The organism is Rhodoferax sp. (assembly GCF_028688795.1).
Classification (GTDB): Bacteria; Pseudomonadota; Gammaproteobacteria; order Burkholderiales; family Burkholderiaceae_C; genus Rhodoferax.
On the sequence record NZ_JAQTXM010000033.1, the window covers coordinates 20,816 to 46,976 of the forward strand.

Sequence of the window (26,161 nt, forward strand, 5' to 3'; positions counted from 1 at the left end):
GGCGCGCTCACCAGCCCCAGAGCAGGCGGCGCGCAATCCAGCCCTTGAGCCCGCCTTCGCTCTGGATGTTGACCCATTTGTTACGGTGTTCAAGTGTGCGCAACACTTCGCCGTGCGTAACCTTGCCGAGAAGGCGGCCGTGGGTGCTTGGTGAGCTGCGCACGTTTGCCGTAGCTGACTTGACGATCATGTGGGGCGTTTTGCTCACCAGTGGGCGGTAGACCCACCCAACATCATTCTCAAAGTCACGCACTTTCACCCAGTTGCCGCGGTGGCCAGTGACCTCCAGAGGGAAACCTTTGGACAGTGCCCATAGCGCATCATGTTGTGTGCCTGCGCCTGAACGCAAGTAGATTTGCGGTCGATTCACACTCACCATCTCTTTGGCTTGCAGCACTGGCGCAAATGCCAAAGATATCCATACCAACGACAAACCGAACAGGTTTTTCAGCTTAAACATGTGACTCCAGATCAAAAAATATACAAACATGAAAGGAACAGCAAAACTATGCTGCGTACACGGCACGCATGAACTCGTCGCCCCAGCGCGCCACGTTGTTGTCCGCAACGATGGCGGCCATGCGCTGGCAGCGGTAGGTCATCTCATCCGCCCCCATGGTGAGCCCCTGGTGCAGCACTTTTGACATGGAGTTGGCATCGTAGGGATTGGTCAATAACGCACCATGTAACTCCACCGCAGCGCCGGCAAATTCAGAAAGAATCAACACGCCTGATGTGCCCGTGGCTTTTTTTGTGGCAACAAATTCCTTGGCGACCAGGTTGAGCCCGTCGCGCAGTGGTGTGATCCAGGCCACATCGCACGCGGCGTAATGGGCCACCACATCTTCAAATGCAAGGGAACGGTAGAAGTAGCGCACGGGGGTCCACTCCAGCGTTGAAAACCGTCCGTTGATGCGGCCCACAAGGCGATCTACCTCGGTTCGCAGCGTTTCATAGATTTCCATCCCCGGTGCAGCGGGGGTGATGATGTTGAGCAGGGTCACGCCGCCGATCAGCTCGGGGTGTTCTTCCAATAAGCGCTCAAACGCCTGCAGCTTTTCCAGCGAGCCCTTGACGTAGTCCAGTCGCTCAATCGAGACGATGCCTTTGACACCGTGCAGAAGTTCGTTGATCAGGGCGATTTTCTTTTGCACCACCGGCTTGTTGACGATTTGCTCAATCAACGCCACATCAATACCCACTGGGTGCGCCCCCAGGGCGACACGTCGGCCGCCGACATCAATTGCCGAGGTGACGGTGTCCACACCTAACGCACAGCCATAGGTGATGAAACGGGGCGCGCACGGTATCGATTCCAACACCTCCACTGGCGTGTAAGACCGTACGGCATCGACAAAGTTTTCCACGTAGCGTGGAATGTGAAAGCCAATGTAGTCACACTGCAGCAGGCTGCCAATGATCTCGCGGTACCAAGGCAAGATGTTGAAGATATCGCTTGACGGAAATGCGGTGTGGTGAAAAAACGCAATGCGCAAGTCAGGGCGAAGCGGACGTAAAAACGCCGGCACCATCCACAGGTTGTAGTCATGAATCCATACCACCGCACCTTCGGCGGCTTCAAATGCAGTCTGTACGGCAAAAATGCGGTTAACTTCCAGAAAACGCTGCCAATGGGCATCGTTGAATTCGGCCTTGTCAGGGAACGAAAAAATGATCGGCCAGAATGCCTCCTTGGAGAATTTTTTGTAGAAGATGTCCACGTCATCCGGGGTCAGCGCAATGCGCGCCACTTTCAAGTTGGGAAATCGTTTTGCGTCCACAGGCACATGGCGGACAAAGCCCTCAGGTGCGCGGCTTTCCTGCATTGACCAGGCGACCCACGAGCCCTTTCGTTCGCCCGCAAAAAATCCCAGCAGCGTTGGAATAATGCCGTTAGGGCTCTTGGGGCGTTTGCGCTTGAGGACACCGTCTTCGACCACCTCGTCAAACGGTGGACGGTGATAAACCATCACCAGCTCGGCATCGCCCCGTTCGTCCAGGCGGCTTTGGGCTTTTGAGCTGCTTTCAGTCTTTGTGCCGTGGTGCGCCAATCCGGACAGAATGCCACCGCAGCCTTCCTCCGAGGCAATGTAGACACGTTGCATTTTGCGCACATGCTGGATCAATGCAGGTTCGGCCCCACCCACCACAATGCCTTTGAATCCGGCCGCATACATCGACAGGTCATTCAAGGTGTCGCCAGCCACCACGACGCCTTCCAGGTTAAAGCCCTCGGCAATGGCCAGTTGGCGCAGCGTGGCTCCCTTGTTGATGCCGCGCGGCAACACATCCAGATAGCGCCCGGCGGAGAACAGCAGGTCGCAGTCAAGGGCCTCAACCGCCGCCCGCAGTTCTGCGCTGATGCTGCCCTCGCTCATAAAAAATGAGCAGCGCCGTTCCTGCGGCACAGTTTGTCGCTGCAGCGAAGGGAAGGCGGCCAACTGTTGCAAAACGGCTTGCGAGCCGGGCCAGCGCGCTGCGATGTCGTGGTGCAACGGGTCGACCGGGCGCAGGTCGCCATGTACGACCGTGGCACCCACGTCTGCAATGATGTAGTCGGGTTGTGGCAGGGTTGGGTCGCTTAGCAGTGGGATGATCGACTCCAGCCCACGGCCCGTGACATAGACCAGTTTGGCACCGGCCAGGCCACCGCTGAACAGGTCGCGCACACGGCGTCGGGCTTCCTGTGTGCCAGCCAGCAGGGTGCCGTCAAGATCGGTGGCCAGAACCAATTGGTGGGTCAGCATGGGTACTGCTTGTTGATGGGTTAAAAACATCTGAGGGGATTTCCTTCAAGTAGGGCACTGCGGTGCCCAGAAAATTGGCGGCTTGTGGCGTCGGTAAACGCCGGGTTCAAGCCGAGCTACTTTGGGTCGGCATGGGCTTGCGCGGCCAGCCCTGGTTGGGTCAGCTGCGCCCTGATGCTCATCAGCTTGGTGCGCAGACGCTGGTGGTTGATGGCGCCTGTGCGAAGCAGCATCTTTTGCCCTGACGACATCGCGCGCATTTCCGGTTTGGTGAATTCGTAGGTGACCCAGGGTCTGACGGGCTGGTACGGTCCGTTGACTTGGATGCGGCTGACTTCAAGGGAAGCGATGTGCACGGGTGCGGCCAACAGGTGGTCAATCACCGTGACCAGCCGGTCGTTGAAATAGCCTTTTGGGTAGCCCAATTCGACATAGGCCTGTTGGAACAACGGGTAGAGTTGCACATAGAGTGACACTGCCTTGGTCGTGTCAATGGACGCAATGAAGTTGACAAACGGGGTGTAGCGCGTGCTGTTATTGGCATGAATTCTGGTCGGCCCCAAAGGATCGCTGCCATCACCTGCGCCCGCGCTGAAGCGCCCAGGCATTGGCGCGACAGGCCATAACGCCGCAGCGGCGTGTTCGCGTGGCAAATTGTCCACGGTGGCGACCACGTGGCGCACAAATTGGTCAAGCTGCAAATAGCGCAATACGTCTTTGTCTGAGATGAATTCGGCCAGCGCGCGGCGCACATGGGTTTCGGCCGCATCCAGCGCTGGTAACGGCAGCCGTGTTGGCACGGCCTGCGTTGGTATGGCCTCGATGGGATGCTTGATGGTCGGTGGGATCACCGGTGCGGCGGCCGGGGTTTGCGGTGCCAATGGCGGCGGCAACGGCGTGCTGACCGAAGGGCTTTGCAATGGGCTGGCCTGTTCGCCCGATGGCCACCAGACCATGGCCGCACCAGCCAGTACAACAAGGCCAAAACCCGCCAACAAAACTTTAGTGAATTTTTTCATGGTGTCCTCAAATTGGGAGCCATTCATTCAGACCATTTTGCTGACGACTGTGCGCTCCCTTGACCGGCTGCGACAGCTGTCGCAGGCTATTCAAACTCGGTCAAGGATCTGTCAGCCCGGCTCCGCTGCCGCATCCGAGGATTTCGGCGGGACCATGGCCGCGATGATGTCTCCCATGCTGATGTTGCCCAGCAGCTTGCCACGGCTGTTGGTCACGTTGGCAGCGTCAAAACCCTCGGCGCTGAGCACGCGCGCCACTTCTTCAATCACCAGGCTGGCATCCACGCTGGGGCCTTCGACGCTAATACCGGGAGTCATCAATGTGCGGCAGCGGATGACGCGGCCACGGTTCACGTCTTTGGTGAAGCTGCTGATGTAGTCGTCAGCCGGCTTGAGCACAATTTGTTGCCCGGTGCCTTGCTGGATCACCTCACCGTCGCGCAGGATTGCAATTCGGTCGCCCAGGCGCAACGCTTCTTCCAGGTCGTGCGTGATGAAGACGATGGTTTTCCCCAGCTCTTGCTGCAAATCCAGCAGCACCGATTGCATGTCGCCGCGGATCATCGGGTCGAGCGCTGAAAACGCCTCGTCCATCAATAAAATCGGTGCGTCATTGGTCAGGGCTCGGGCCAGCCCTACGCGCTGTTGCATACCGCCTGACAGCTGGTTGGGGTAGCTGTCTTCGTAGCCTTTCAGACCGACACGCTCAATCCAGCGCGCCGATGCCTCGCGGCGCACTTTCTGTTTCACATGCTGGACTTGCAGGCCGTATTCAGTGTTCTCTTGCACTGTCAGGTGTGGGAACAATGCAAAGTTCTGGAACACCATGGCGGTGCGTTCACGCCTGAAGCGGCGCAGCTCGCCAGGGCTCATGGCCATCACATTCTGGTCACCGGCCCAAAGTTCGCCTGCCGTGGGCTCAATCAGGCGGTTGATGTGCCGGATCAAGGTGCTCTTGCCCGAGCCTGACAAACCCATCACCACCTGGATACCGCCACCTGGCATGTCGATGTTGATGTCTCGCAGGCCCAGCACATGGCCATGCACATCGCGCAGTTCTTGCTTGCTCATGCCTTGCTGCACGGCGTCCAGGTGTTGCGCCGGATTCGGGCCAAAAATCTTGTACAGGTGCTTGATGGAGATGCCCACCGCAGTGCTAGGCGTTGCATCTGGCGTGGTGGTCACCACTGGCGTGGGGTTCAGTTGCTCAACCATGGACCACCTCCAGGTGTTTTTGCAGACGCTTGCCGTAGGTTTGCGACACCCGGTCAAAAATAATGGCGATGCCCACAATCGCCAGGCCGTTGAACATGCCCATGGTGAAGTACTGGTTGGCAATGGCCTTGAGCACTGGTTGACCCAGGCCCTGCACGCCAATCATTGAGGCAATTACCACCATGGCCAGTGACAGCATGATGGTCTGGTTGATGCCGGCCATGATGGTTGGCAGCGCCAGTGGCAGTTGCACCTTGAACATTTTTTGCCAAATCGACGAGCCAAAGGCGTCGGCGGCCTCCAGCAAGTCCGTGCTGACCAGGCGAATGCCCAGGTTGGTGAAGCGAATGACCGGCGGTATGGCGTACACCACCACTGCAATCATGCCCGCTACCCGGCCAATGCCCAGCAGCATCACGACCGGAATCAGGTAGACAAAACTGGGCATGGTTTGCATCACATCCAACGCCGGGTTGACGGCGCGTTGCAAGCGGTCCCAGCGACTCATGGCAATGCCAATGGGCAGGCCCACCGCCAGCGCCACCACGGTGCAGACGAAGATCATCGACACCGTCTTCATGGTGTCAATCCACATGCCAAAGTAGCCAATGGCCAGCAAGGTCAGCACGGTGCCCACCGTGATCTTCAGGGAACGCGAGGCCAGCCAGGCGATCAGGGCAATGACGCCAATCACCACCGGCCAGGGCGACTGCGTCAGCAGCCGCTCGGAGAAGATCAAAAACTCACGCAGCGGGTCAAATAGGCGTTCCAGCGTTTCACCGTATTCGCGTGAGAAGCTTCTGAAGCCGCCGTCGATGAAGCGCCGCAAGCTGCTGAGCTGCTCGGCGCCCATGGCGGGGAAGTCAACCAGCGAACTCATGACGGTCAAAGCCCGGCCTTGATTTTTTCGGCTACGTCAGGGGCTACCCAGGTGGTCCAGATTTCTGGGTGCGACTTCAAGAAGTATTTGGCACCGTCTTCGCCGGTGGCCTGGTTGTCGGTCATCCAGGCCAGCAACTGGTTCACGGTGTCATTGCGCCAGCTGCGCGTTTCCAGGTAGCCAACAGCCGGACCACCTGCCTTCTTGAAGCTGTCTGTGATCACGGTAAAGACCACTGCTTTAGGCCAGTCGCTCTTGACGGGTTTTTCACAGTCCACCTTGGTGTTACAGCCCTCAAAGCCTTTTTTGTCGAGCGGCACCCCGGCGTCCAACTTGACCATTTCGTACTTGCCCAGAATTGATGTGGGTGCCCAGTAGTAGCCCAGCCAGCCTTGCTTACGCTCATAGGCTTTGGCGATGGAGCCATCCAGGCCCGCAGCGGAGCCAGTGTTGACCAAAACAAACCCTTTTTTGGCGGCATCCCAGGCCTTGAACGCGGCCCCGGTGGTGAGCTGGCAGTTCCAGCCGGCCGGACAGTTGTAAATGCCGCCTTTGTCTTTGACTTCAGGGGCCGGGAACAGTTTGGGTTGCTTCAGGGCGTCGTCAATGGTTTTGATCTCGGGGTGGGCTTCGGCCAGGTACTTGGGAATCCACCAGCCTTCAATGCCGCCGTCTGTCAGGGCCTCGGCAGCGTAATGCAAGCGGCCCGCTTTTACGGCAGCATCCAGCGGCTCACGCACGGCATTGATCCAGGCTTCGGGCGCCACATCGGGCTTGCCCTTTTCCATCATGGCGGTCAGTGTGGGCATGGTGTCGCCAGGGACGAGTTCCACATCACAGCCGTAACCCTTGCTCAGAATAATCTTGTCGATGTGTGCCAGTACTTCTGCCGACTGCCAGTTCATGTTGGCCACGGTGACCTTGCCACAGGCCGTCGCTGCGGGTTGCATCGCCGCGATAGGCGCTGCTGCCTCTTCCTTTTTGCTACAAGCTGATAAGGCAATGACTGCAGCGAGGACTGTCAACGCGAGTTGTGGGGATTTTTTCATGGCATCTCTTAATAAGGTTAAAAACGTGTGCTGCAGCAAAAAATGCCACCAAGTGCGTGGACGACGATTTAATCGGTTTTGAAACCAACAGTCAGTCTGTTAGCGCACACTCAAGGCGACAACTGCGGAACTTGCGGCAGGGCAAAGAGGCAAAACACAGAATCCAGGCACTCAGAAAAGCGTAGGAAAAGGGATTAAAACGATCCCTACTGTGTCTTGTAACGACAAACAATTATATTTGATCAAATGTAATTGTCGCTGTCTTTTAATACTCAGTCAAGAATATAAAACTCAGTCGATATTCATTTTTGGTGATTTATGTCGCATTGATGCCCCGCAGGCATCACCAAAACACCAGTTGTCCTGCATGCGCGCGGTCAATTGCAGTTCACGAACGAGGACAAAAGAAGTCAAGTTTCATCACGGGCAGTTGACGCGCTCCGCGCAACCCTAAAAGCTAAGGAGTCCTTTTGCGAAATTTGTTGCTGCCGCTGATGTCGCTTCTGAGCGGCGTTGGTCTGCTGGTGGTGGGCACCGGTTTGTTGTTTTCCGTGATTGGCGCCCAGGCTGGGTCCGCCAATTTTCCGGTGCTGGTCACGGGGCTGATCATGTCGGCTTATTTTGGCGGTTTCATTTTTGGCACCTACTGGTGCCCCGCGGTGATCCGGCGCGTGGGGCACATTCGCGCCTTTGCCGCCATGGCGTCCATCGCCTCAACCGTGCCGCTTTTGCATGCCCTGTGGCTGAACCCGTGGTTTTGGGGCGGTTTGCGTTTTGTGACGGGGGTCTGTCTGGTTGGCCTTTACATTGTGGTGGAGAGTTGGTTGAACGTGCTGGCGCAAAGCCACCAGCGCGGCAAGGTGTTTGCTGCCTACATGGCCATCAGCGGTGTCGCCATGGCGCTGGGCAATTGGCTGATTCTGGTGGGTGACCGGCTGGGCTTTGTTCCTTTTGTGATGGTTTCCATCATGTTTTCTTTTGCCCTGCTGCCGATCACCCTGACACCGGTGGCCGAGCCCGAGCCCACAGCCGCGCCCAAGCTGGCCTTGATGGCGTTGTTTGCCACCTCGCCCATTGGTGTGCTGGGCGCCGTTGCGTCGGGCTTGTTGACGGGTGCTTTTTACAGCCTGGGCCATGTGTTTGGCCAGCGGGTGGGGTTTAGCGAGCTGGGTATTGCCACCTTCATGGCCGCCACCATTCTGGGTGGGGCGGCGTTTCAGTGGCCGGTGGGGCACCTGTCTGACAGAAACGACCGGCGTTGGGTGCTGTTCTGGGTGTGCGCGGCAGGCGCGGCAGTGGCCATGGCCGGGTTTTATTTTGCACTGAAGTCCGAAGCGGCCTTGATCGTCTTGGGTGTGGTTTACGGCGGCCTGACCTTCACGGTGTATGGGCTGTGCGTGGCACACGTTAATGACCTGATTGACCGCAGCAGGGTGCTGCAGGTGACAAGCGGTTTGCTGTTGTTGCACGGTGTGGGTGCCACCGTGGGGCCAACGCTGGCAGGCGGCCTGATGGACTGGTTGGGCCCGGGCAGCCTGCTGCTTTATTTCACCGGCGTGCTGGTGTCATTGGCCGTGTTGATTGTGTATTTCATCCGGGCCATACCGAAAAACCGGGGTGAGCCCGGTCAAAAAGACGGCTTCGTGGCCATGGGCAGCAGCTCACCCGCGTTGTTGCAACTTGACCCACGGGGTGAGTCGGCCGACACTGTGCGCGAACCTTCTGCCTGAGGCTATCTCCCACAAACTGACCCACGCGTCACTGGGGTGGCACCAGCGCAAATTTGCCAACGTGGGTTTTATTGAGAAATTCGCGTTGAGCTTGCGCCATGTCTTGCAGCGCAAAGGTCTTGACCAGCATGGGCCGAATCTCACCGCGTTCAATGTAGGTGATCAGGTTGGCAAAGACTGGCTCAGCCCAAGTGGTACAGCCCAGCAGGCTGATGTTGTTGAGGTAAAGGGTGCGCAAATCCAGGCTGACTTGTGGGCCGGCAATGGCCCCAGAGGTGACATAGCGCCCACCACTTTTGATCAACTTGAGCATCAGTGCAAAACTTGGTCCGGCCACGTTGTCGACCACAAGATCGGCCATGTGTGCGGGTAAACCTGCCAAATCATCGCCGTCTCTAGCCAGCACGCGGTCGGCGCCCAGGGCTGCAACCTGCGCCATCTTGGCGCGCCCGCAAATGGCGGTGACAAAGGCCCCGCGGCGCTTCGCGAGTTGAACCACGGCCGAGCCCACCCCGCCGGAGGCGCCTGTGACCACCACGTGTTCACCCGCCACCAGATTGGCGCGGTGCAACATATTTTCTGCGGTGCCAAAAGTGCAAGGCATGGTGCCAAGTTCCGCATCGCTCCACGCGCTGTTCACCGGGAAGACCTCTGAGGCCGGCGCTGTGACAAATTGGGCAAATGCGCCGTCAAAGTCAGACCCCAGCCAGACGTTGTCCATCGAGGGAAATCCCCGCGGTCGCATACATGGCCGCACTAGCACGCGCAGCCCCATTAAGGGTTGGTGCTCGGGGTTGGTCACAGCCACCACTCGGCCACAGCAGTCTGTGCCTTGAATGAGGGGAAACGGGGTGGTCTGCTGCCAGCCACCGTCACCATACCAGCCAATCCGGGTGTTGATGTCGGTGGGGTTGACGCTGGAGGCCAGCACCTGTAACAGGACATCGCCTGCAGCCAGGCTTGGCAGCGGTACGTCGGTATAAACCAGCTTTTCATAGCCACCCTGACCAGTGGTGACAACGGCCTTCATCGCGCGATCCTTGATGGTTCGGGTAGCGTTGGCGAATGCTTGAGCCTATTGGTTACGGGCAGCACCCGTGCCTTGCGTATTCAGTCGGTCTTCCAACTCGCCAATGTAGGCACTGAGCGAGTTCCCGCTTTGCTCGACCGAGGTGCGCAGGGTTTTTTCCAGCGCATCCAGACGCACCAGCACAGCCTGCTGCCCGGCACTGTCTTGCTCGGCGCGTTGTTTCAGGCCGGCCTCCAGAAAAGTGCGCAGTTCGGTAAAGCGTGAGGCCTCGGCTTTGTCGGCCAGCTCGCGGTTAAGTTGCAGCTCTTTGGCGTTGCGGCGCGTATCAAACAGCACGGTGGACTGAAGGTACAGCACATACACCATGAAGTAGGCCACCACAAACACCAGCAGCCCCAGCATGATCATGCCAATGGGCGCCTGCAGGGTGGCGACACCAAACGACAACGTGCTGTTGGTCAGAAAAACGCTCCAGTTCAGCGCTGTAAATGCACCAATGAGCGTGAGAATCAAAATTAAAAACAGGCTGCGTATGCGCATGGTGAGCTCCTTGAATGAAGTTGAAGACTTGACCTTCAGGGTACACCACTTGGCTATCATGCAACTCACCACCCTGGCTTGTTATGCCCCAAACCACTACACCTGCTGCTGACCACACGCTTGACTTTGCCCTGTTGCAGGAGTCGGCTGCACGCCATGGCGGGCGCAACCGCCGCGCGCTTTGGTGGCTGCTGGGCTTGCTGACGCTGCTGCTGGGATCAGTGGTCACACTGATGCTGTACCTGAACAATTTTGAGCTTGAGGAAGCCGCGCGCCGCCGTGCGGCTGACGCCCAGTGGCTGGAGCAAAGCGTGCAGTTTCACTTCCGTCGGCTTGAAGATGATTTGCTGGTGCTGGCGCGTCAGGCGGTGCAAAACCGCACGGCGGCAGACAGTCGTTTGCTTGCGGACCCACATGACCTGAAGGCTGGCCTGTTGTGGCGCGAACCGGGGATCATCCTCTCCCGCGGCTGGATTGCTGCCGGGCAGGTCAATGACTTGCGGGTAGGCCCTGAGCGCTGGCAGCTGGACTGGCGCGCCCACCCTGACAACACACAGGCCCTGGCGCTCATGCAAAGCACCAGCCAGGGGCTGCGCCGCGCCGCCTATGCGGGCCTGATGCTGCAGGCCGATGGCCAGCCCACCGATGTCATCTGGCTGGCCGTGCCCTTCTTTGACCGGGGCCAGTTTGCCGGCAACTACCTGGCGGCGGTGTCGGTGGAGCGGGCGCTGGCAGCCCTGGTGCCGGGCTGGTTCACGCAGGACCACAGCGTGCAGCTGCTCACCGATGAGGCCACGGGGCAACCTGACACCGCGTACCGGGTGGGGCTTAACCTGCCGGGCACCGATTTGTTTGTGCAGGTGGCCCTGACCCAGACGCAACCCACTACCGTGCCGCGCATTTTCTTCTTGGTGGCCTTGCTGTTCTTGTCGGGCATGCTCGTGAGCCTGTATGCTTTGCGGCGGGATTTTGCCAAGCGCCAGCAAGTGGAAGCCTTGTTGCAGGCCCAGGTCGCTTTACGCACGGCCATGGAAAACTCAGTCACCATTGGTTTGCGTGCGTGGGACATGAACGGCAGGATTTTGTACGTCAACGAGGCTTTTTGCCGAATGGTGGGCTACAGCGCGGCTGAGCTCATTGGCCGCTCAACGCCTTTCCCCTATTGGCCACCAGACCAGATGGAACCGTTGCAGCGCGTGCACCACAGCATCATGGCGCAAGGCACCAGCGGTGAAGGCGTCGAGGTGCAGTTTCAGCACCGCGATGGCCATCTGGTGGATGTATTGATTCACGAAGCGCCCCTGAACACGGCCCGGGGCGAGCAAATGGGCTGGATGAGCTCGGTGCTAGACATCAGCGAGCGCAAACGCGCCCAGCGCATGGCCGCCCAGCAGCAGGAAAAGCTCGAAGCCTCTGGCCGTTTGGTGGCAGTGGGTGAAGTCGCGTCGACCTTGGCGCACGAATTGAACCAACCCTTGGGTGCTTTGAGCAGTTTTGCCAATGGCCTGCTCAACCGGTTGAACGACAGCAGCATCAGCTTGCCTGAGCTGTTACCGGTGGTGACGCGCATGGCAGGCCTGGCCGAGCGGGCGGGTGGCATCATCAAACGCGTGAACGCCTTTGCGCGCCGGCGTGAGTTATCGCGTCAGCGGCTCGATCTGGTGGCCTTGTTGCAACGTGTGCTGGTGTTGTTGGATGACGAGCAGGCGGTGCCTCCGGCCTGGGCGCTGCCGGATCACCCGATCTGGGTGGATGCTGACGAGTTGCTGCTGGAGCATTTGGTGACCAATCTGGTTGGCAATGCGCAAGACTGGGCGCCCCACGGGGGCCAGTTGCCCCAGGTCTGGGTCAGTTTGCGGCTGGATGCGGCGCAGGGCATGGCGGTGTTGTCGGTAACTGATACCGGCCCGGGTGTCAGCGAAGACGCGCAGGCCACCATCTTCAATGCCTTTGTCAGCCGAAAAGAAGGCGGCATGGGCATGGGCCTGGCCATTTGCCGCTCGATTGTCGAAGCCCACCATGGTCGCATCGAGGTGGCGCGCGATCCACTGCTGGGTGGTGCCTGTTTTACCGTGTTGTTGCCGCTGGCCAATCAAAGTCAACCCAAGGAAAAACCATGACCCGTCCCCGCGTGCACATCGTCGATGACGACCCCGACATCCGCGATGGCCTGGCCTGGCTGTTTGACTCGCGCGGTTTTCAGTGCGCCACCTGGGACGGTGGCCCATCGTTTCTGGACGGCGCAAGAGCCCTCAACGGCGACTGGGGTTGCGCCGTGGTGCTGCTCGACATGCGCATGGCCCCGCTGTCGGGCAGCATGACCTTTGAGCGCCTGAAAGCCCTGAGCTGCCCGTGGCCCGTCCTGTTTTTGACTGGCCACGGTGATGTCGGCACAGCAGTGGCCGCCGTCAAACAGGGCGCCTGGGACTTTCTGGAAAAGCCGTTTCAGGACAATGAGCTGGTGGACCGCGTACAGCAAGCGCTGGCGGCCGCCAGTGCCGCGCAGCAGGACGACAGCGAGACGCAGCGACTGCGCCAGGCGCTGTTGTCCTTGAGCCCGCGTGAGCGCGAGGTGCTTGATGAGCTGGTGCGCGGGCACTACAACAAAAACATCGCCGACCATCTGGGCATCACGCCGCGCACGGTGGAATTTCACCGGTCCAATATTTTTGAGAAAATGGGTGTCAGCTCGGCCATTGAACTGGCCCACAAACTGGGGCGATTGCAGTCGACAAGTTGAACATAAAATTGGCCTGCAGCCCTTATTTAATGAGCGCGGATGGCTATGTTAAATATAGCTAATGGCGGCCCGCAATTTCGCGGCAAAATCAGCAGATGCGCGGGTTCGCAGCGCTTTTTTCAAGGATATTTTCATGAGTAAGCCCATCAAACGCATTGCAATCAATACCGGTGGTGGCGACGCACCAGGGCTGAACGCGGTGATTCAGTCGGTCGTGATTGCCGCCGACAACCTGGGCTGGCAGTGTTATGGCATTCGCGATGGTTTCAACGGCATCATGTTTCCCGAGCGCTACCCCGAAGGCGGTGTGTACCGGCTGACGCGGGACAAGGTGCGCGGTATCGGCCACCTGGGCGGCACCATTCTGGGCACCACCAACAAGGGCAACCCCTTGCATTTCCCGGTGAACATGCCAGACGGCTCGGTGCGTGAGATTGACCGCTCGGACGAGATTCTGACCTACTTTGGCACGCACGAGATTGATGCCCTGGTGTCCATTGGCGGTGACGGCTCGCTGACCATTGCCGACGCGCTGCACCGCAAGGGCCTGCGCGTGGTGGGCGTGCCCAAAACCATTGACAACGACTTGGATAAAACCTACACAACCTTTGGCTTTGATACCGCCGTGGGTTTTGCCACCGAGTGCCTGGATCGGCTGCACAGCACGGCCGAAAGTCACCAGCGCGTCATGGTGGTGGAGGTGATGGGCCGTTACGCCGGCTGGATTGCGTTGCACGCTGGCATTGCGGGCAATGCCCATGCCATCCTGATTCCTGAGATCCCTTTTGACCTGGACCAGGTCAGCGCCAAGATCCGTGAGCGTGAGGCCAATGGCCACCTGTACTCGATCGTCGTGGTGGCTGAAGGTGCCCAGGCCAAGGACGGCCACCGCGAGCTGGTGGCTCAGGCTGAGGTGGGCCATGCGGAACGCCTGGGTGGTATTGGCGAGAACATTGCCCACGCCTTGGCCAACAGCACTGGCAAGGACACCCGGGTGGTGGTACTGGGACACTTGCTGCGCGGTGGCAGCCCCACCGCGTTTGACCGCTTGGCAGCTTTGCGCTTTGGCGCCGCCGCCGTGCGTGCGCTCGACGAAGGCCAGACCGGCATCATGGTGGCGCTGGGTTTGCACGGCGTGGATCACGTGGCCCTGGAGGAGGTGGCTGGCCACATTCGCAATGTGCCCATGGACAGTGACACCCTGCAAACCGGCCGCGATCTTGGCATCAGTTTTGGGGATTGAGGTCGCGCCGTGACCCTTGAAACCCTGCCGCCCTTGCTGGTGGTGTGTCTGTGCGCCGAGTGGTGCAACGTGTGTGGTGAGTACCGCAGCCGCTTTGAGCAAGTGCAGGCCGCCGTCACAGCCGACTACCCGCAGGCACAGTTTGTCTGGCTTGACATCGAAGACGAAGCTGATCTGTTGCACCCGTTGGATGTTGAAGACTTCCCCACCTTGCTGATTGCCGTGGGTGCTGTGCCGCACTTTTTTGGCCCACTGACACCACAGGCGCAAACGCTGGAGCGCATGGTGCGCAATGCCGCAGCGGATGCGTCAGCCCAAGGCTTGAAGGACCCCGATGTGCTGTCCGTGGTGGGGCGAATACGGGCGAATAAGTTGGCTGGTCAGTGAGCCAGCCTCAGGGCCGTGATTTTTTAATTAGAAAACGGCCCAAATCCTGGTCACACAGCAGCGTGACCTGTTGCGCTACCGCGAAGCGTCTGGCGGTGTCGCTGACGGGCACCAAGCTAACGTAAGTGCACTGTTGCGCGCCTTGTGCCGCTTTGGCCGCCAACAAGTCCCGCAGCCCGTCCACGCCCTGGCTGGCGGCTTTCCAGCGCTTGCAACTCACCAAGGTGGTTTGACCATTCTTAAGCAGCGCGAAATCTGCCGCCGAGCTGTTCAAGCGCGTCACGGCATAACCTTGGCTGGTGTAAATGGCTTGCATCTGCGCCGAGAAATCACGCCACGACATGGCGCCGGATTGCGTCAGTGCCTCAGCCACGCGGGCTGGGTTGGGAGCGTGCCACTGTTTGCGCGCCGCCATCAGGCCAATCACCAAAAAGGGGAAACTCCCCATCACGCCAAAAGCCACGTAATCCTTGGGCAACAAGGCGACGGACGCCAGCGTGATCACGGCAACGACGCAGAAGCTGATCCACCACGACGAGCGTAGCAAAATCGCAAACAGCGAGTTCTCTGACATTTTCAGTTTCATGGGAACCCCTCGCTGATCCGAACGCCTTGGCCGTTAACCTGCCAAGCCCACATACACGTTCTGCACGTCGTCATTGGCATCGATGGCGGCCAAGAAGGCCTCGACTTCTTCCAGATGTTCGGCGCTCAGGCTGGCCGGGTTCACCGGGTTTTTGGGCTTGTAGCCCAACTTGGCCGACAACACGGTAAAGCCGTGGTTGGGCAGCGCGCGGCTGACCAGGTCAAGGTCGGCGGGGTCGGTCAGAAACAGCGTGTTGCCTTCTTCTTCACCGGCCTCAAAATCTTGCGCACCGGCTTCGATGGCGGCCACTTCGGCGTCTGCGCCGGGGGCTTTGGGCTCGGCTTCGATCATGCCGACATGGTCAAAGTCCCAAGCCACGGAGCCAGAGGTGCCCAACTGGCCTTTGCGAAACAACACGCGCATTTCAGGCGCGGTGCGGTTCACGTTGTCGGTCAGGCATTCAACCATCACGGGCACTTGGTGCGGCGCAAAACCTTCGTAAATCACACGCTCAAAATTGACCACCTCGCCAGTCAGGCCGGCGCCTTTCTTGATGGCGCGCTCGAGGGTTTCTTTGGGCATGGAGGCTTTGCGGGCCTGCTCCATCACCAGCCGCAGGTGCGAGTTGGCGGCAGGGTCAGCCCCGCTGCGGGCCGCCAGCATGATGTCTTTTGCCAGTTTGCCGAAGATGCGGCCCCGAACGTTTGCCGCCAAATCCTTGTGTTTTGCTTTCCACTGTGCGCCCATTTTGGGGAGTTCCTTGCAGTTGTAGCGCTGGTGCGCTGGTGAATCTTGAGGGGGGCAAGGTTAACACCCGGCATGACAACTGGTCTATTCGAAGACGTAGGTGCCGGGCGCGGCCCCCAGGTCAGGGTAAGACTTGGCTTTGACATTAGGGGCGTCCACCATCGGCCCGCACTTGGGCGCCAGCCAGGCCAACCAGTCTGGCCACCAGCTGCCTGGTTTTTTGCTGGCGTGCTCAAGCCAATGCGCGCTGTGCTCGTTGCTGGCCGGCTCAGCCACCCAGAAACTGCGCTTCGGGGGGGTGACCACCGGGTTAACCACGCCAAAAATGTGGCCCGAGGTGGTCAGCACAAAGCGCACGGGTGCTGCCACGTTGATGTGTTGGCGAATGCGGTACGACTGGTGCCACGGCACGATGTGATCGTCTTCAGCGCCCACGGCATACAGGGGCTGGGTGATACGCGTCAGGTCAATTTTTTCGCCACCAATGGTCAGGGCGTCGGGCTTGACCAGGTTGTTGTGCAGGTACATCTGGCGCAGGTAAAACGAGTGCATGGCGGCGGGCATGCGCGTGGTGTCCATGTTCCAGAACAGCACGTCAAACGCGGGCAGCTCTTCGCCCAGCAAATAGCTGTGCTCCAGATAGTGCCAGATCAAGCTGTTGGAGCGCAGCAGGCGGAAACTGCTGGCCATGTCGCCACCATCCAGGTAGCCGGATTGCGCCATCTTTTTCTCCAGCTCGGTAATGGCGCCTTCGTCGATGAACACGTCGATGTCGCCGGGCTTGGCAAAATTGGTCAGTGTGGTCAGCAGCGTCCAGTGCGCCACCGGATTGGTCTTTTCGGTGTAATGGCGACTGGCCCAGGCCAGGTAGGTGGCCACCAGCGTGCCGCCAATGCAATAACCGGTCAGGTGCACCTGCGGCACCTGGCAAATCTTGCACACGGCTTGCACCGACTGGTCGACCCCTTCGCGCAAATAATCGTCATAGGTGATGCTGGCCATGTCGGCGGTGGGATTTTTCCAACTGGTGATGAAGACACTGTAGCCTTGGTCAGTCAGGAACTTGACCAGGCTCTTTTGTGGCGTCAAGTCAAGCACATAGTATTTATTGATCCACGGGGTGACGATCAAGATCGGTGTCTGGTGCACCTGCGCCGTGGTGGGTGTGTAGTGAATCAGCTCCACCAGGCGGTTGCGCAGCACCACGCGCCCAGGCGTGGTGGCCAGGTCAGTACCGACCTTGAAGGCGTCGGCTTCCACCATGCGGATGTTTTTGGCCTTGGCATCACGCATCAGGTGCATCAGGCCATGCTTCAGGCTGTCGCCACGGGTTTCAATAAACCGGCGCATGGCGACCGGGTTGCTGAAGAAAAAATTGGTTGGAGACATCGCGTTGAGCCACTGCCGCGCCCAGAACGCGGCGCGCCGGCGTTGCATGTCAGAGAGCCCCGGCGTGTCAAATAACATGTCTTCGGTGCGGTGGGTGACGCCCAGGTAAAACTCCTTGATGGTGTCCCAGACCGGGTTTTCGTCCCAGTCGGCATCGGCAAAACGCACGTCATCCACCTTGGGCTTGATCACGTCCTCAGTGGGCCAGCCCATGGCCAGGCGTGTCAGGTGGGCCTGAAAAGCCATGGAATCGACAAACAGGCTGTTGGCGGCCTGTGACAACTCTTGCGGATGCATCAACCAGGCGGCCTGAGCATTGGCCACCGAGGTCATCATGCCGTAGGGGTCCAGGCTTTGCTGCAGCGACGCAGCCAAGGCGGCCACCGGACTGAGATGCGGCACTTCTGCGGCTGCGCTTTTGTCTTTGTTCATCATCTTGTAGTGCATCAAGTTCTCCAGTCCATCAAGTAGCGAGAAGCCTGGGCGGGGTGCGCAGACAAGTCAAGTTGAGCACAAGAAATGGCGTCGTATATTGATGCAACGCATCATGCGGTCAGCCCAGCGCGTCGTTCACCTGCTCGTTGAATTCAGCCAGGCTCTCGGCTGCCTGCACTTCGCGTGGCATGGCATCGCGGATGGAAAACACCCCCATGATCTTGTTGGCTTCGGTGACGACAGGCAGGTGCCGAAAACCACGCTCGATCATGATCAGCACCGCATCGGCTACCTTGGTTTCGGGCACCACGCACAAGGGGCTGCGCGTCATGATGTCGGCCACCGTGGTGCTGGCCGGGTCAAGTGCCTTGGCCAGTAGGCGGGTCATCAAGTCACGCTCGGTCACGATGCCCAGCAGGCTGCCCGACGTGTCGATGATCAACACGCTGCCACAGTTGGCGCGTGTCATGACGCAAGCGGCGGTGTAGGCCGTGGCGCTGGGTACCACGCTGACCACATGGCGCTGCGCCATCGATTGAAATACAGTGCGTTCGGTCATGCTGGGCTCCTTCGGGTTCAAGTCAAAAACAATAGCTGCTTACGATTTATTTAAAAGGGCTACAGCCCGATTTTCTATAAATTAACGCAACGCAGCGTTGATCTTTTCCAGCGCCTGCGCACCAGGGCAAAGCTGCTGTACGCCCAGCGTGTTGAGCGGTTGCGCGCAGGTGTTGAGCGAGGTGTGCAGGTCAGTCGGCAGCGGGTCAAGGTAGAGCAAGCCGGTGACCACTTCGCCGCGTGCCGCGTGCGCGTTCATATAGCTCATGGCGGCGTAGCGGTCGGTGGGGTCGTAGTCGTCATGCAGTTTGCGCAGCCGCAATATGGAGCCGTCGTGCTGCTCCACGTCCACCACTTCGCCTGGGGCGTATTGGGTGGTGATCTCGGTGCCGGGGGTGAAGAAGTCGATGACACTCACCGCCTCGTCGTGCTGGCGCACGTAGTCGTAGCTCTTGGTGCTGCCGCTGTGGTTGTTGAAGGTGACGCAGGGGCTGATCACGTCAATGAACGCGGCCCCGCCATGTGCCAGCGCGCCCTTGATGAGCGGCACCAGCTGCTCTTTGTCGCCCGAGAAACTGCGTGCCACATAAGTAGCCCCCAGTTGCAGCGCAATGCCCACCAGGTCGACTGGGCTGTCGGTGTTGACCACGCCTTTTTTGCTTTTGGAGCCGCGGTCTGCGGTGGGAGAAAACTGGCCTTTGGTCAGGCCATAAACGCCGTTGTTTTCCACGATGTAGGCCATGTTGACGCCGCGGCGCATGGCGTTGGCAAACTGTCCCAGCCCGATGGACGCTGAGTCGCCATCGCCCGACACACCCAAATACAGCAGCTCGCGGTTGGCCAGGTTGGCACCAGTGAGCACGCTGGGCATGCGCCCGTGCACGGTGTTGAAACCATGCGAGGCCCCCAAGAAATAAGTGGGCGTTTTGCTGCTGCAACCAATGCCCGACAACTTGGCCACACGGTGCGGCTCAATGTCAAGCTCCCAGCAAGCCTGGATGATGGCGGCTGAAATCGAGTCGTGGCCGCAACCAGCGCACAGGGTAGACACTGGGCCTTCGTAGTCGCGCCGGGTGTAACCAACCTTGTTTTTGGTCAGGGTGGGGTGGTGCAACCGGGGTTTGGCAAGGTAGGTCATACGGTTTCCTTCAGAAGCGCCAGCTTGGCGGCAATGGCACTCACGATGAAGCGCGCGGTAATGGGTGTGCCGTCATAGTGCAGCACTTTGACCAGTTGTTTGGGGTTGGCATCCAACTCGTTGACCAGCAGGGTGCGCATTTGCGCGTCGCGGTTTTGCTCCACCACAAACACTGTGTCGTGGGTAGCCAGGAATTTCTCAACCGAGGCCGGGAACGGAAAAGCCTGCAACCGCAGGGCGTCCAAATGCACACCGTCGGCCTCCAGCACATCAATGGCTTCACGCATGGCCGGGGTGGTGGATCCAAAGTAAATCACGCCCAGTCGGGTGTCTTGTACTGCCATGTGGATGATGGGTTGGGGCACCAGGTCGGCTGCGGTTTTGAACTTTTTCAGCAGGCGCTCCATGTTGTAGACGTAGTCCGGTCCGCGCTCCGAGTAGCGTGCATAAGCATCTTTGGATGTGCCACGGGTGAAGTAACTGCCTTTGGTGGGGTGCGTGCCGGGCAGGGTGCGCCACGGGATGCCGTCGCCATCCACATCGTTGTAGCGGCCAAAGTCTTTGCCAGCTTCGAGTTCTGCCGCGGTCATGACCTTGCCGGTGTCGTAGGTGCGCGCGTCGTCCCACACAAAGGGTTTGCACAGGCGCTGGTTCATGCCGATGTCGAGGTCACTCATGACAAAAATCGGGGTTTGTAGCCGGTCAGCCAAGTCAAGTGCGGCGGCGGCGTGCTCAAAACACTCATGCGGATCTTGCGGGAACAGCATCACATGCTTGGTGTCACCGTGCGAGGCATAGGCGCAAGACAGCAGGTCAGATTGCTGGGTGCGCGTGGGCATGCCGGTGCTGGGGCCACCGCGCTGCACGTTGATCAGCGTCACCGGTATCTCGGCAAAATAAGCCAGGCCAAGAAACTCGGTCATCAGCGAAATACCCGCGCCAGAGGTGGCGGTAAAGGCCCGTGCACCGTTCCAGCCGGCGCCAATGGCCATGCCAATCGACGCCAGCTCGTCTTCAGCTTGCACGATGGCAAAACGGTGTTGCCCGGTGCTGGGGTCGACCCGGAACTTGTCGCAATATTTTTGAAAGTTTTCAGGAACCGAGGACGATGGTGTGATCGGATACCAAGCCGCCACCGTGGCGCCGCCATACACGCAGCCCAGCGCCAGCGCACTGTTGCCGTCGGTAAAAATCTGGTCGCCCACTTTGTCTGACTGACGCACCCGAATGCCCAGCGGCGCTTCGATGTGCTGCTTGACGTAGTCACGGCCCAGGTTGATGGCCTGCAAATTGGAGGCCAACAGCCGCTCTTTGCCCTTGAACTGCTCGGCAAAGAGCTTTTCGAACACGCTGGCATCCACATCCAGCAGCACCGACAGCGCACCCACATACACGATGTTCTTGAACAACTGGCGCTGCCGTGGGTCGGTGTAGACGGCGTTGGTGATTTCGGTCAGGGGCACACCGATGACATGCACATCCTTGCGAAATTTGTTCTCGGGAATAGGCCGCGTGCTGTCATAAAACAGGTAGCCGCCGGGCTCGATTTCGGCCACGTCGGCGTCCCAGGTTTGCGGGTTCATGGCGACCATCATGTCCACCCCGCCGCGCCTGCCGTGGTAGCCCTTTTCACACACGCGGGCTTCGTACCAGGTGGGCATGCCCTGAATGTTGCTGGGGAAAATGTTGCGCGGGCTCACTGGCACACCCATGCGCATCACGGCCTTGGCAAACAACTCGTTGGCGCTGGCCGAACCCGAGCCGTTGATGTTGGCAAATTTGATGACGAAATCGTTGATGGCTTCAATGCGTTTCATGCGGCCTCCGTCGCGTTCAAGTGAGCAGCCGCAGATTTGGTGTCGCGCGCACGCGGCCCGGCCTGTGTGGTGTTGAGCAAAAACTTCTGCATGTCCCAGGCGCCCGTGGGGCAACGCTCGGCACAAAAACCGCAGTGTAGGCACACGTCTTCGTCTTTCACCATGACGCGCCCGGTCTTGAGCTCGGCCGACACATACAGGTCCTGCTTGGTATGGGTGGCAGGTGCCTGGAGTCGGCCTCGCAAATCTGCCTCTTCGCCATTGCTGGTGAAGCTGATGCAGTCCATCGGGCAAATGTCGACACAGGCGTCGCATTCAATGCAGGTGTTGCGGTTGAACACGGTTTGCACATCACAGTTCAGGCAGCGGCTGGCTTCCTTGAAGGCGGTGGCGGCGTCAAAGCCCAGCTCCACCTCGACCTTGATGCTGGCCAGGGCCTTTTCAGCCGCTGTCCATGGCACTTTGAAGCGATGGTCGTTCGACACGGCGTTTTTGTAGCTCCACTCATGGATGCCCATTTTTTGTGACATCAGGTTGACCATGGGCGGCGGGCGCTGCGTCACGTCTTCTCCGTTGAGCAAGCGGTCAATCGACACAGCAGCCTCGTGCCCGTGCGCCACAGCGGTGATGATGTTTTTGGGGCCATAGGCGGCATCACCGCCAAAGAAGACCTGGGGCAAGGTGGATTGGAAGGTGCCTTCACCCAGCACCGGCAGGCCCCATTTGTCAAATTCAAGGCCCAGGTCGCGCTCGATCCAGTGGAATGAGTTTTCCTGGCCCACTGCAATCAGCACCTCGTCACACGGCACCAACACATCAGGCTCGCCGGTGGGCACCAAGCTGCGTTTGCCTTTAGCATCGTATTCGGCGCGCACCAACTCAAACGTCATGCCGGTGAGCTTGCCGTCGGTGTGCTCGAAGGTTTTGGGTACGTGGAAGTTCAGGATCGGAATGCCTTCGTGGGCCGCGTCTTCTTTTTCCCAGGGCGAGGCTTTCATTTCTTCAAAGCCGCTGCGCACGATCACCTTCACCTCTTTGCCGCCCATACGCCGGGCGCTGCGGCAGCAATCCATGGCGGTGTTGCCGCCGCCCAGCACAATCACGCGCTCAGAAGTTTGGGTGATGTGGCCGAACGACACCGACATCAGCCAATCGATGCCAATGTGGATGTGTGCGGCGGCTTCCTTGCGCCCGGGTGCCTCCAGATCGCGCCCGCGTGGTGCGCCGCTGCCGACAAAAATCGCGTCATAACCTTGATCCAGCAGTGCTTTCATGGACTCAATGCGCTTGCCAGGTTGAAAGTCCACGCCCAGGTTCAAGATCTGGCCGGTTTCTTCGTCCAGCACCGACTCGGGCAACCTGAATTTGGGAATTTGCGTACGCACAAATCCCCCGGCTTTCGCCTCGCCTTCAAACACCGTCACGGCGTAGCCGCAGGGCACCAAATCTCGTGCCACGGTCAGTGAAGCAGGCCCGGCACCCACGCAGGCCACACGCTTGCCATTGGGCGGTGCAATGGCGGGCATGCGTGCGGACACGTCATCCTTGAAGTCGGCGGCCACGCGTTTCAGGCGGCAAATAGCCACCGGTTCTGGCTTGGCACCGTTGTTTTCCTCGACGCGGCCACGTCGGCAGGCGGGCTCGCAGGGGCGGTCGCAGGTGCGGCCCAAAACGCCCGGAAACACGTTGCTGACCCAGTTGATCATGTAGGCATCGCTGTAGCGACCCTGACCAATCAGGCGAATGTATTCGGGTACGGGGGTATGGGCCGGGCAGGCCCATTGGCAGTCCACGACCTTGTGAAAATAGGCCGGGTTGGTGATGTTGGTCGCTTGCAAAGTGGTCTCCTCTTGTCTTCTTCCGCCTGGCGATGCGTCGCACCGCCGCGGAAAAAATCATCCTACGCCGTTGGCCGGCGCTTGACTATGGCGGCATTCCCGAAATCTGCTGCTTTACTGATCTAAGTCAAAAAATTGGGTTGAGATCAAAAAGCTGGTTTTTGATTTACATCAAACTGGCAAAACAAACGCCCGCCAAAATAACAAACCAATATCAAGGAGAACCACTGATGAAAGCCGACCTGCAAACTGAACGATTTAAAGCACTGGATGCCTGCCACCAGCAAATTCACGAGCACCTGACGGAGCTGTCTGACCTGATGGACCGACTCGACGCCGACAGTGACAGTGCCCATTGCCGGCAAAAGGCCAAAACCATCGAGGCGTTCTTTTCAGAAACCGCGCGCACGCACCATGCAGCAGAAGAAAAAGATGTGTTTCCTGGCCTGCTGGCGAGTGACAAACCAGAGGTGGTCCAAGCCGTGCAAATGCTCAAGCAGGACCACGGCTGGATCGAGCAAAACTGGATTGAACTGGCGCCCATGCTGCGCGCCATTGCGCAGGGTGAAGATTGGGCGGACATGGCGGAGCTTAAACACAACGCCGAGGTGTTTCTGAACCTGTGCCGCGACCACATCGTGCTGGAAGAAACCCTGATTTACCCGGAGGCCAAGGCGCGCCTGGCAGAAGAAATGGCGGGACGAGCCAAGCGGTTGGCGCATTAGTTCTGGCAGAATAAATGCTATCTAATAAATAGCTGCTTGCGCAATTCAAATAAGCGCTTGAAGCCTAAAAAACCTTGCAAAAATTCGCATACTTGGCGTGACTTGATCTGTCTGGCGTGGCCTTGGCGTGCGCAGCTTTTGTCCGGGATGGGGGCGACGCTTGAGCCCTCGTTAACTGCAGTCTGAAGGCGTCGACAATCAAGCGCATTCACCAACTGCAAGGATTCTCATGAGCTTATTTGATTGGACCGAAAAAAGTCCTGATGTGTTGCGCCAAGGCGGCGTGATCGCCCCGGATGAGCGCCTGCCCTGGCCGCAGACCGCGGTGATGGGCCTGCAGCACGTGATTGCCATGTTTGGCGCCACTGTGCTGGCGCCGATTCTGATGGGGTTCGACCCCAACCTGGCCATTTTGATGAGCGGCATTGGCACGCTGATCTTCTTCTTCATCACCGGCGGCAAGGTGCCAAGCTATCTGGGTTCGAGCTTTGCTTTCATCGGTGTGGTGATCGCGGCCACCGGCTACGCCGGCAAGGGCCTGAATCCCAACATTGGTGTGGCCCTGGGTGGCATCATCGCCTGCGGCGCGCTTTACACCGTCATTGGTTTGCTGGTGCAGATGGTGGGCACTGGCTGGGTGGAGCGGCTGATGCCCCCGGTGGTGACTGGCTCGGTGGTGGCCGTGATTGGCCTGAACCTGGCCAGCGTGCCGATCAAGAACATGGCAGCGAGCAACTTCGACAGCTGGATGCAGGCGGCCACCTTTGTTTGCGTGGCGCTGGTAGCGGTGTTCACGCGCGGCATGGTGCAGCGCTTGCTGATTCTGGTGGGGCTGCTGGTGGCCAGTTTGCTTTATGCCCTGCTGACCAACGGGCTGGGACTGGGCAAGCCGATGGACCTGAGTGGCCTGTTTAACGCGGCCTGGGTCGGCATGCCCGGCTTTGCCGCACCGGTATTTGATTCCAAAGCCATGTTGATGATGGCGCCAGTTGCGATCATTCTGGTGGCTGAAAACCTGGGCCACATCAAGGCCGTGACCGCCATGACCGGCAAAAACCTGGACCGTTACATGGGCCGTGCCTTCATTGGTGATGGCATCGCCACCATGGTGAGCGGCAGCGCCGGCGGCACGGGTGTCACCACTTATGCCGAGAACATTGGTGTCATGGCCGCCACCAAAATCTACTCGACCGCGATGTTTCTGGTGGCGGCCTTGCTGGCCGTGGTTCTGGGTTTCAGCCCCAAGTTTGGCGCGGTGATTCAGACCATTCCGCTGCCGGTGATGGGCGGTGTGAGCATTGTGGTGTTTGGCCTGATTGCCGTCGCCGGTGCGCGCATCTGGGTTGAAAACAAAGTGGATTTTTCTGACAACAAAAACCTGATCGTGGCCGCCATCACCCTGATTTTGGGCACCGGCGACTTCACCTTGAAGTTTGGAGATTTTGCCCTGGGCGGTATCGGTACCGCCACCTTTGGCGCAATTGGCTTGTATGCTTTGCTGAATCGTAAATCACGCTGATTTGCTGGTTTGACTTGAACGGTTCGTTTTATTTATTGAGGTTTGGCAATGCAACATAGTGGTTTCAATCTGCGTCAAATGGGCTTGGGCGCCAAACTGGCCCTGAGTAATTTTGTGTTGGTGGCGGTGGTGCTCATGGCCTGTGTGTTGGCCATCGGTTATTCGGTGTCCAACACCATTGAGAGTCGGGCCATTGCCGAGGTAACTGACAAAACCAAAATGCTCACCAACCTGATTGAAGGCACTGACCGCGACCTGCGCGTGCGCACCGGGGCACTGGCCAAGGCGTTTCAGGGCACGCTCAAAGGCGATTTTGAGCTGCTGCCGGTCACCATTGACATCAAAGGCCGCGCCACGCCCACCCTCAAGCTTGACGGCAAGGTGCTCAACCTTGACTTTGCGCCGGTAGACCGATTCACCGCCACGACGGGCGCGGTGGCCACCGTGTTTGCCAAGTCGGGTGACGATTTTGTGCGGGTGACCACATCGCTCAAGACCGACAAAGACGAGCGCGCCATTGGCACCCTGTTGGACCGCAAGCACCCCGGCTACAAAGCCGCGTTGGCGGGCAGCAGTTTCACCGGCCTGGCGACCTTGTTTGGTCGCCAATACATGACGCAGTACGACCCGATTCGCAATGGGCAGGGCCAAATCGTCGGCCTGAGCTTCATTGGGCTGGATTTTTCTGACTACCTATTGCTCCGGCCTAGTGAAGTATTAAGCGGCATAGCGAACCCGCCGATCCTGAAAGTAGCCAAGAACGCGCTCAGGAGTTTGCTCCAACATAGTCATATGCGCGGTGGCCGCTTCGCGTAACTTTGCCTTCGTT

General features: G+C 59.1%; 22 protein-coding genes and 2 pseudogenes. 8 read left to right on the top strand and 16 right to left on the bottom strand.

The annotated features are described in order from the left end of the window. Nucleotides 1-7 precede the first annotated feature (7 nt). The 6 genes from PHQ58_RS19455 to PHQ58_RS19480 all read right to left on the bottom strand — a co-directional run bounded on the left by PHQ58_RS19455 (nucleotide 8) and on the right by PHQ58_RS19480 (nucleotide 6,910). Nucleotides 8-460 (bottom strand): SH3 domain-containing protein, encoded by a 453-nt coding sequence (locus PHQ58_RS19455; protein ID WP_300114516.1) that lies wholly within the window; start codon nucleotides 458-460, stop codon nucleotides 8-10. A 46-nt stretch (nucleotides 461-506) separates the two neighbouring features. Beyond that, nucleotides 507-2,747 (bottom strand): glucosylglycerol-phosphate synthase, encoded by a 2,241-nt coding sequence (gene ggpS / locus PHQ58_RS19460; protein WP_300114519.1) that lies wholly within the window; start codon nucleotides 2,745-2,747, stop codon nucleotides 507-509. A gap of 116 nt (nucleotides 2,748-2,863) precedes the next feature. Beyond that, entirely contained in the window at nucleotides 2,864-3,766 is a 903-nt protein-coding gene (locus PHQ58_RS19465) for a DUF3014 domain-containing protein (protein ID WP_300114522.1), read from the bottom strand. Nucleotides 3,767-3,877: 111 nt separating this feature from the next. Then, nucleotides 3,878-4,981 (bottom strand): glycine betaine/L-proline ABC transporter ATP-binding protein, encoded by a 1,104-nt coding sequence (locus tag PHQ58_RS19470; protein ID WP_300114524.1) that lies wholly within the window; start codon nucleotides 4,979-4,981, stop codon nucleotides 3,878-3,880. After that, on the bottom strand, nucleotides 4,974-5,861 hold the full coding sequence (locus tag PHQ58_RS19475; RefSeq protein WP_300114528.1) for a proline/glycine betaine ABC transporter permease: 888 nt from the start codon (nucleotides 5,859-5,861) through the stop codon (nucleotides 4,974-4,976). Before PHQ58_RS19475 ends, PHQ58_RS19470 begins: the two co-directional genes overlap by 8 nt. A gap of 5 nt (nucleotides 5,862-5,866) precedes the next feature. After that, a complete protein-coding gene (locus PHQ58_RS19480) occupies nucleotides 5,867-6,910 on the bottom strand; it encodes an ABC transporter substrate-binding protein (protein WP_300114531.1) in 1,044 nt (347 codons plus the stop codon). A gap of 470 nt (nucleotides 6,911-7,380) precedes the next feature. On the opposite strand from PHQ58_RS19480, the gene PHQ58_RS19485 reads away from it, so the two are divergent. Then, entirely contained in the window at nucleotides 7,381-8,640 is a 1,260-nt protein-coding gene (locus PHQ58_RS19485) for an MFS transporter (protein WP_300114533.1), read from the top strand. Between the two features lie 28 nt (nucleotides 8,641-8,668). On the opposite strand, the gene PHQ58_RS19490 is transcribed toward PHQ58_RS19485, so the two are convergent. Next, nucleotides 8,669-9,670, bottom strand: coding sequence for a zinc-binding dehydrogenase (locus PHQ58_RS19490; RefSeq protein WP_300114535.1), 1,002 nt, complete (start codon nucleotides 9,668-9,670; stop codon nucleotides 8,669-8,671). 45 nt (nucleotides 9,671-9,715) lie between these two features. Next, nucleotides 9,716-10,210: a LapA family protein gene (locus PHQ58_RS19495; protein ID WP_300114538.1), complete on the bottom strand. Its 495-nt coding sequence runs from the start codon at nucleotides 10,208-10,210 to the stop codon at nucleotides 9,716-9,718. An 83-nt stretch (nucleotides 10,211-10,293) separates the two neighbouring features. On the opposite strand from PHQ58_RS19495, the gene PHQ58_RS19500 reads away from it, so the two are divergent. The 4 genes from PHQ58_RS19500 (at nucleotide 10,294) to PHQ58_RS19515 (ending at nucleotide 14,580) form a co-directional block, all read left to right on the top strand. Further along, complete coding sequence (locus PHQ58_RS19500; protein ID WP_300114540.1) at nucleotides 10,294-12,330, top strand: nitrogen regulation protein NR(II); 2,037 nt, start codon at nucleotides 10,294-10,296, stop codon at nucleotides 12,328-12,330. Beyond that, nucleotides 12,327-12,950: a response regulator gene (locus tag PHQ58_RS19505; RefSeq protein WP_300114543.1), complete on the top strand. Its 624-nt coding sequence runs from the start codon at nucleotides 12,327-12,329 to the stop codon at nucleotides 12,948-12,950. The genes PHQ58_RS19500 and PHQ58_RS19505 overlap by 4 nt, the downstream gene beginning before the upstream one ends. Nucleotides 12,951-13,083: 133 nt before the next feature. Next, complete coding sequence (locus PHQ58_RS19510) at nucleotides 13,084-14,193, top strand: ATP-dependent 6-phosphofructokinase (protein WP_300114545.1); 1,110 nt, start codon at nucleotides 13,084-13,086, stop codon at nucleotides 14,191-14,193. Nucleotides 14,194-14,202: 9 nt separating this feature from the next. Next, nucleotides 14,203-14,580 (top strand): thioredoxin family protein, encoded by a 378-nt coding sequence (locus PHQ58_RS19515; RefSeq protein WP_300114548.1) that lies wholly within the window; start codon nucleotides 14,203-14,205, stop codon nucleotides 14,578-14,580. 7 nt (nucleotides 14,581-14,587) lie between these two features. Here the strand turns inward: PHQ58_RS19515 and PHQ58_RS19520 are convergent, their stop codons facing one another. The 7 genes from PHQ58_RS19520 to PHQ58_RS19550 form a co-directional block, all read right to left on the bottom strand. After that, nucleotides 14,588-15,166 carry a restriction endonuclease gene (locus PHQ58_RS19520; protein ID WP_300114551.1) on the bottom strand — a complete coding sequence of 193 codons (579 nt, stop codon included), beginning with the start codon at nucleotides 15,164-15,166 and terminating at the stop codon, nucleotides 14,588-14,590. Between the two features lie 33 nt (nucleotides 15,167-15,199). Continuing rightward, nucleotides 15,200-15,913 carry a YebC/PmpR family DNA-binding transcriptional regulator gene (locus tag PHQ58_RS19525; RefSeq protein WP_300114554.1) on the bottom strand — a complete coding sequence of 238 codons (714 nt, stop codon included), beginning with the start codon at nucleotides 15,911-15,913 and terminating at the stop codon, nucleotides 15,200-15,202. An 84-nt stretch (nucleotides 15,914-15,997) separates the two neighbouring features. Then, a complete protein-coding gene (locus PHQ58_RS19530) occupies nucleotides 15,998-17,749 on the bottom strand; it encodes an alpha/beta fold hydrolase (RefSeq protein WP_300114556.1) in 1,752 nt (583 codons plus the stop codon). A 106-nt stretch (nucleotides 17,750-17,855) separates the two neighbouring features. Next, complete coding sequence (locus tag PHQ58_RS19535; RefSeq protein WP_300114559.1) at nucleotides 17,856-18,296, bottom strand: CBS domain-containing protein; 441 nt, start codon at nucleotides 18,294-18,296, stop codon at nucleotides 17,856-17,858. An 81-nt stretch (nucleotides 18,297-18,377) separates the two neighbouring features. Continuing rightward, nucleotides 18,378-19,433: a 2-oxoacid:ferredoxin oxidoreductase subunit beta gene (locus PHQ58_RS19540; RefSeq protein ID WP_300114562.1), complete on the bottom strand. Its 1,056-nt coding sequence runs from the start codon at nucleotides 19,431-19,433 to the stop codon at nucleotides 18,378-18,380. Further along, nucleotides 19,430-21,250: a 2-oxoacid:acceptor oxidoreductase subunit alpha gene (locus PHQ58_RS19545; RefSeq protein ID WP_300114564.1), complete on the bottom strand. Its 1,821-nt coding sequence runs from the start codon at nucleotides 21,248-21,250 to the stop codon at nucleotides 19,430-19,432. Before PHQ58_RS19545 ends, PHQ58_RS19540 begins: the two co-directional genes overlap by 4 nt. Continuing rightward, nucleotides 21,247-23,088 carry an FAD-dependent oxidoreductase gene (locus tag PHQ58_RS19550; protein ID WP_300114567.1) on the bottom strand — a complete coding sequence of 614 codons (1,842 nt, stop codon included), beginning with the start codon at nucleotides 23,086-23,088 and terminating at the stop codon, nucleotides 21,247-21,249. Before PHQ58_RS19550 ends, PHQ58_RS19545 begins: the two co-directional genes overlap by 4 nt. 230 nt (nucleotides 23,089-23,318) lie before the next feature. Between PHQ58_RS19550 and PHQ58_RS19555 the strand changes: the two genes are divergently transcribed. The 3 genes and pseudogenes from PHQ58_RS19555 to PHQ58_RS19565 all read left to right on the top strand — a co-directional run. Then, the gene (locus tag PHQ58_RS19555; protein ID WP_300114570.1) at nucleotides 23,319-23,813 is read left to right on the top strand and encodes a hemerythrin domain-containing protein; all 495 of its coding nucleotides are present in this window, start codon (nucleotides 23,319-23,321) and stop codon (nucleotides 23,811-23,813) included. A gap of 229 nt (nucleotides 23,814-24,042) precedes the next feature. After that, entirely contained in the window at nucleotides 24,043-25,332 is a 1,290-nt protein-coding gene (locus PHQ58_RS19560; protein WP_300114573.1) for a solute carrier family 23 protein, read from the top strand. 135 nt (nucleotides 25,333-25,467) lie between these two features. Beyond that, a pseudogene (locus tag PHQ58_RS19565) lies at nucleotides 25,468-26,016 on the top strand (Cache 3/Cache 2 fusion domain-containing protein); the annotation flags it as partial. Nucleotides 26,017-26,049: 33 nt separating this feature from the next. Here PHQ58_RS19565 and PHQ58_RS19570 read toward each other — a convergent pair. Next, nucleotides 26,050-26,161, bottom strand: a pseudogene (locus PHQ58_RS19570) (IS630 family transposase); the annotation flags it as partial.